General features: G+C 41.6%; 7 protein-coding genes. 5 read left to right on the top strand and 2 right to left on the bottom strand.

All coding sequences use genetic code 11. The features are described 5' to 3' along the window. From ACLNCN_RS03185 to trxB, 4 genes are all read left to right on the top strand, one after another. Window positions 1–647, top strand: a 647-nt coding sequence (locus ACLNCN_RS03185) for an amino acid ABC transporter permease (RefSeq protein ID WP_424844599.1), incomplete at its 5' end; no start/stop codon positions are given. Beyond that, on the top strand, window positions 647–1,390 hold the full coding sequence (locus tag ACLNCN_RS03180; RefSeq protein WP_000590982.1) for an amino acid ABC transporter ATP-binding protein: 744 nt from the start codon (window positions 647–649) through the stop codon (window positions 1,388–1,390). The genes ACLNCN_RS03185 and ACLNCN_RS03180, both read left to right, overlap by 1 nt. Before the next feature lie 77 nt (window positions 1,391–1,467). After that, the gene (locus tag ACLNCN_RS03175; protein ID WP_000926599.1) at window positions 1,468–1,692 is read left to right on the top strand and encodes a DUF4059 family protein; all 225 of its coding nucleotides are present in this window, start codon (window positions 1,468–1,470) and stop codon (window positions 1,690–1,692) included. Between the two features lie 65 nt (window positions 1,693–1,757). Next, the gene (trxB, locus tag ACLNCN_RS03170) at window positions 1,758–2,669 is read left to right on the top strand and encodes a thioredoxin-disulfide reductase (RefSeq protein ID WP_424844598.1); all 912 of its coding nucleotides are present in this window, start codon (window positions 1,758–1,760) and stop codon (window positions 2,667–2,669) included. A 234-nt stretch (window positions 2,670–2,903) separates the two neighbouring features. Here trxB and rlmB read toward each other — a convergent pair whose 3' ends face one another. Together rlmB and def are read right to left on the bottom strand one after the other, a co-directional pair. Then, a complete protein-coding gene (gene rlmB, locus ACLNCN_RS03165; protein WP_000855720.1) occupies window positions 2,904–3,632 on the bottom strand; it encodes a 23S rRNA (guanosine(2251)-2'-O)-methyltransferase RlmB in 729 nt (242 codons plus the stop codon). 44 nt (window positions 3,633–3,676) lie between these two features. After that, entirely contained in the window at window positions 3,677–4,288 is a 612-nt protein-coding gene (gene def / locus ACLNCN_RS03160) for a peptide deformylase (protein WP_001272956.1), read from the bottom strand. 174 nt (window positions 4,289–4,462) lie between these two features. Here def and ACLNCN_RS03155 point away from each other — a divergent pair. Beyond that, window positions 4,463–5,059, top strand: a 597-nt coding sequence (locus tag ACLNCN_RS03155) for a CapA family protein (RefSeq protein ID WP_424844597.1), incomplete at its 3' end; no start/stop codon positions are given.

The raw sequence follows: 5,059 nt of genomic DNA, 5'->3' as shown, positions 1-5,059 counted from the left end.
CTCTTTTTGGCTTGGTTTTGGCGCTTCTTTTTGCCATTGTGAAGATCAATCGTGTCAAAATTTTATACCCCTTGCAGGCCTTCTTTGTTAGCTTCTTAAAAGGGACACCGATTTTGGTGCAACTCATGTTGACCTACTACGGAATTCCTTTGGCTTTGAAAGCTCTCAATCAGCAATGGGGAACTGGTTTCAATATCAATGCGATTCCAGCCGCTGCTTTTGCAATTGTCGCCTTTGCCTTTAATGAAGCAGCTTATGCTAGTGAAACCATTCGTGCAGCCATTCTCTCAGTCAATCCTGGTGAGATTGAGGCGGCACGCAGTCTGGGGATGACCCGAGCGCAAGTTTATCGTCGCGTGATTATTCCAAATGCGGCCGTTGTGGCGACTCCAACCTTAATCAATTCCCTAATCGGCTTGACCAAAGGAACTTCTCTAGCCTTTAGTGCGGGTGTTGTGGAAGTCTTTGCCCAAGCTCAGATTTTGGGTGGAGCTGATTACCGCTACTTTGAACGCTTTATCTCCGTTGCCCTTGTTTATTGGGTAGTCAATATCGGAATTGAAAGCCTTGGTCGTTTCATCGAGAGAAAAATGGCTATTTCTGCACCCGATACAGTGCAAACAGATGTGAAAGGAGACCTTCGTTAATGATTAAGATTTCGAATTTAAGCAAATCCTTTTCAGGACAGACTGTCTTGGATCATCTGAACTTGGATATTCAAAAAGGGGAAGTTGTAGCCTTGATTGGTTCTTCAGGAGCTGGAAAATCAACCTTCCTTCGTAGTCTCAATTATCTTGAAACACCTGACAGTGGCTCTATTCAGATTGATGATTTCTCAGTTGATTTTTCTAAAATCACTCAAGAAGAAATCCTTGCCCTACGCCGTAAGTTGTCTATGGTTTTCCAACAGTTTAATTTGTTTGAACGCCGAACAGCACTTGATAATGTGAAAGAAGGCTTGGTTGTGGTCAAGAAATTATCTGACCAAGAAGCGACTAAGATTGCCAAGGAAGAGTTGGCTAAGGTTGGGCTTTCTGACCGTGAAAACCATTACCCTCGCCATTTATCAGGTGGACAGAAGCAACGGGTTGCCTTAGCGCGTGCGCTTGCTATGAAACCAGATGTCTTGCTCTTAGACGAACCAACTTCAGCCCTTGACCCAGAATTGGTTGGTGAAGTAGAAAAATCTATTGCAGATGCTGCTAAGTCAGGTCAAACCATGATTTTGGTTAGTCATGATATGTCCTTTGTAGCCCAAGTGGCTGATAAGATTCTCTTCTTAGATAAGGGGAAAATCATTGAGTCTGGAACACCGGATGAGATTATCCACCATCCTAAAGAAGAGCGGACAAAAGAATTCTTCGCTAGTTACAAACGGACTTATATTTGATATAATAGATAAAGGAAAACTCAGTTAGCTGGACTAGCTGAGTTTACTCTTTAAAAAAGATAGAAATGAGAGAAATCATGCTACTTCAACTATTTTCTTTATATTTTGAGAGTTTGATCTTGACCACCATCCTCGTCCTGATTTTTTTAGGGATTTGGATTGGACTGAGAGCCATGTCGGGAGTTGATAAGACAGCCAAGGCTCGCCAAGCCCATCTCTATGATATGATTATGATTGGGGTCTTGGTTGTTCCAGTATTATCCTTTGCGGTTATGAGTTTAATTCTTGTTTTCAAGGCATAATCCTTGCATGATTGACAAGAAAGAGTTAGAATAAAGATAGTTACAACAAGAAAGAAGGAATCTATATGTACGATACTATTATTATCGGTGCTGGACCTGCAGGGATGACTGCAGCCTTGTATGCTGCTCGAAGCAATCTAAAAGTTGCTCTTATTGAAGGTGGTCTGCCAGGTGGTCAGATGAATAATACATCTGATATTGAAAATTACCCTGGATACGCTAATATTAGTGGGCCAGAATTGGCTGAAAAGATGTTTGAACCGCTTGAAAATCTTGGTGTTGAGCACATTTATGGCTATGTTGAAAATATCGAAGACCATAGTGATTTTAAGAAAGTGATGACTGATGATCAAACATATGAAACACGTACAGTTATCGTAGCAACTGGTTCTAAACACCGTCCTTTGGGAGTACCTGGAGAAGAAGAACTGAACAGTCGTGGTGTTTCCTACTGTGCCGTGTGTGATGGTGCTTTCTTCCGTGACCAAGATTTGTTGGTAGTTGGTGGCGGAGATTCAGCTGTCGAAGAAGCCCTCTTCTTGACTCGTTTTGCTAAGACTGTTACCATTGTTCACCGTCGTGACCAACTTCGTGCCCAAAAGGTTTTACAAGACCGCGCCTTTGCGAATGAGAAAATCAGCTTTATCTGGGATTCTGTAGTGAAGGAAATCAAGGGTGAAAACAGAGTAGAATCTGTCGTTTTTGAAAATGTGAAAACAGGTCAAGTGACAGAACAAGCCTTCGGTGGTGTCTTTATCTATGTTGGATTGGATCCTCTTAGCGATTTTGTTAAAGAATTGAATATCCAAGATCAGGCAGGTTGGATTGTGACAGATAACCACATGAAAACTGCAGTTGACGGTATCTTTGCAGTTGGAGATGTTCGCCAGAAAGACCTTCGTCAAGTGACAACAGCAGTTGGAGATGGAGCTATCGCTGGTCAAGAAGCTTATAAATTTATCACAGAACATAGTTAATACACTTCTAAAATCTCTTCAAACCACGTTAGCTTCGCTTTACCGTAGGTATGGGTACTGACTTCGTCAGTTCTATCCACAACTTCAAAACAGTGTTTTGAGCTGACTTCGTCAGTCTTATCTACAACCTCAAAGCAGTGCTTTGAGCTGTCTACAGCTAGCTTCCTAGTTTGCTCTTTGATTTTCATTGAGTATAATCATAAAAAGTTTCCAATCAGATGACTGGAAACTTTTTTATAGTCTATTTCGAAAAACTTCGTACATGAGGATGGCTGCAGCAACACTGGCATTGAGACTTTGAACATGTCCATTCATAGGAATGGTAATCATCTCATCAACTTGTTTTTTGATGTTGCTAGAGATGCCTTTTCCTTCATTTCCGATGATGAGGGCGATTTTCCCTTTTGTATTCCACTTGTGGCAAGGAGTCCCATTCATATCTGTTCCAAAGGTCCAGAAGCCTTCATCCTTGAGTTTGTCTAGAGTTTGGCTTAGATTGGTTACTCGGGCAATTGGAACATGCTCAATAGCACCTGTGGCTGTTTTAGCAACGACAGGAGTAACTCCGACAGCACGGTGCTTGGGAATGATGACTCCTGAAACATTGGTCGCATCAGCGGTTCTTAAGATGGAGCCTAAGTTGTGAGGATCAGTTAACCCGTCCAGAATCAATAGCAAAGGATTTTCTTCTTGGCGTGTTTTGGCAAGGATTTGGTCCAGCTCACTATAGGCAAATTCGGACACTCGTAGAACAAAACCTTGGTGGACAGCACCTTCAGTCATCTCAGAGAGGGATTTTTTTGAGGTCCAAGAAATGGATACCTTTTTTTCTGTAGCTAGTTCCTTGACTTTTTCAACATTCTTACCTCGTAGGTCTTCTTGGAGGTAGAGTTTGTTTCCAGTATTTGCAAGGAGGGCTTCGGTAACGGCGTGGATGCCATAGACAATATCATTTGTTTTCATGCCTCTATTATAACACAAAACCCCGTCTTGCAACGGGATTTTCTTTATTCTAGAATTAGTAAACCATCTTTAACTGCAAATGGGTCTTTTTCATTGATACGATCGTAAAACATGATACCGTTAATGTGGTCAATTTCATGCTGAACAACGATGGAGTTGTAGCCTTTGAGCTTGATACGGTGTTTTTCTCCATCCTTGTCAAAGTAGTCAACCGTAACGCGAGCATGGCGGACTACATAGCCAGGTACGTTGCGATCAACAGACAGACAACCTTCTCCTTCACCAAGAGCAGCGTCTTGAACTGAGTGAGAGACGATTTTTGGATTGTACATAATAGCTTGCAAGTCGTAAGCTTCCTGTGGGGTTTCGCCTTCTTCGACAATGTTTGGCACCAAAACAGCGATAATACGTTTTGAGATATCTAATTGAGGAGCAGCAAGTCCAACCCCACCTCGGAGCCCCATTTTCTCAGCCATGACAGGATCTTGGGAATGTTTCAGGAATTGCATCATCTTTTCGCCAAGAATGATTTCCTGGTCAGACAAGGGGAAAGTAACTTCCTCAGCAACCGCGCGTAGAGTTGGGTTTCCCTCGCGGATAATATCGTTCATATCAATTAAATGAGCAGCTTTTGTAATACGTTCTATTGCAGACATTTTCTCTCCTTTCATTACCTCTACATGATATCACAAAATGACAAGGATTGAAAGCATTACGGCATTGAGCTTTTATAGAAAATGCCTAGTAGGTTCGATTCAATTGTGAAAGAATTACTTATCTGTGATATAATAAAAAGAAAAGGCTTGCATTAGAAAGTAGGGAGAATGAAGATGCAAAGAAGACAAGATCGAAATCAGCGTGGTTCAGCTTTTCGTTTTATGAGGGGTTTGGTAAACTTTTTTAGGAGTTATCGCAAGTGGAGTAATAAAGGATTTGTGGCCATACTCTTGCTAGCAGTTGCTTTATCAATGGGCTTGGTCTTGTTGTTTGAAAGCTTCCAAGGAATCCCTTTAACCAGTCAAAAAAAGGATGCCATTTCTCAAGAAGCAAATAAGACGAACCAAAATGCTAAAGATCAGGACGAGGAGAAAACTGCTAGAATTATGGCCAACGGGGACCTCCTCTATCACATTCCCATCTATCGTTCTGCTTTAAAAGAAGATGGGACCTATGATTTCCATGAAAATTTTGAATATGTAAAACCATGGCTCAAACAAGCAGACTTGATTTTAGGTGATTTTGAAGGTACTGTGAATAAGGACCACTATTTGGCTGGTTATCCGCTATTTAATGCACCTGGAGAAGTCATGGATGCCATCAAGGATGCCGGTTATCAAGTGCTAGACTTGGCGCATAACCATATCCTAGATTCACAAATAGAAGGTGTGGTTTCAACAGCAGATGCTATTGAGAAGGCAGGAATGACA

This window comes from Streptococcus sp. CL8.13, assembly GCF_049737895.1.
Note: the sequence above shows the minus strand (reverse complement) of the source record. Positions and strands in the feature narration are given on the sequence as shown.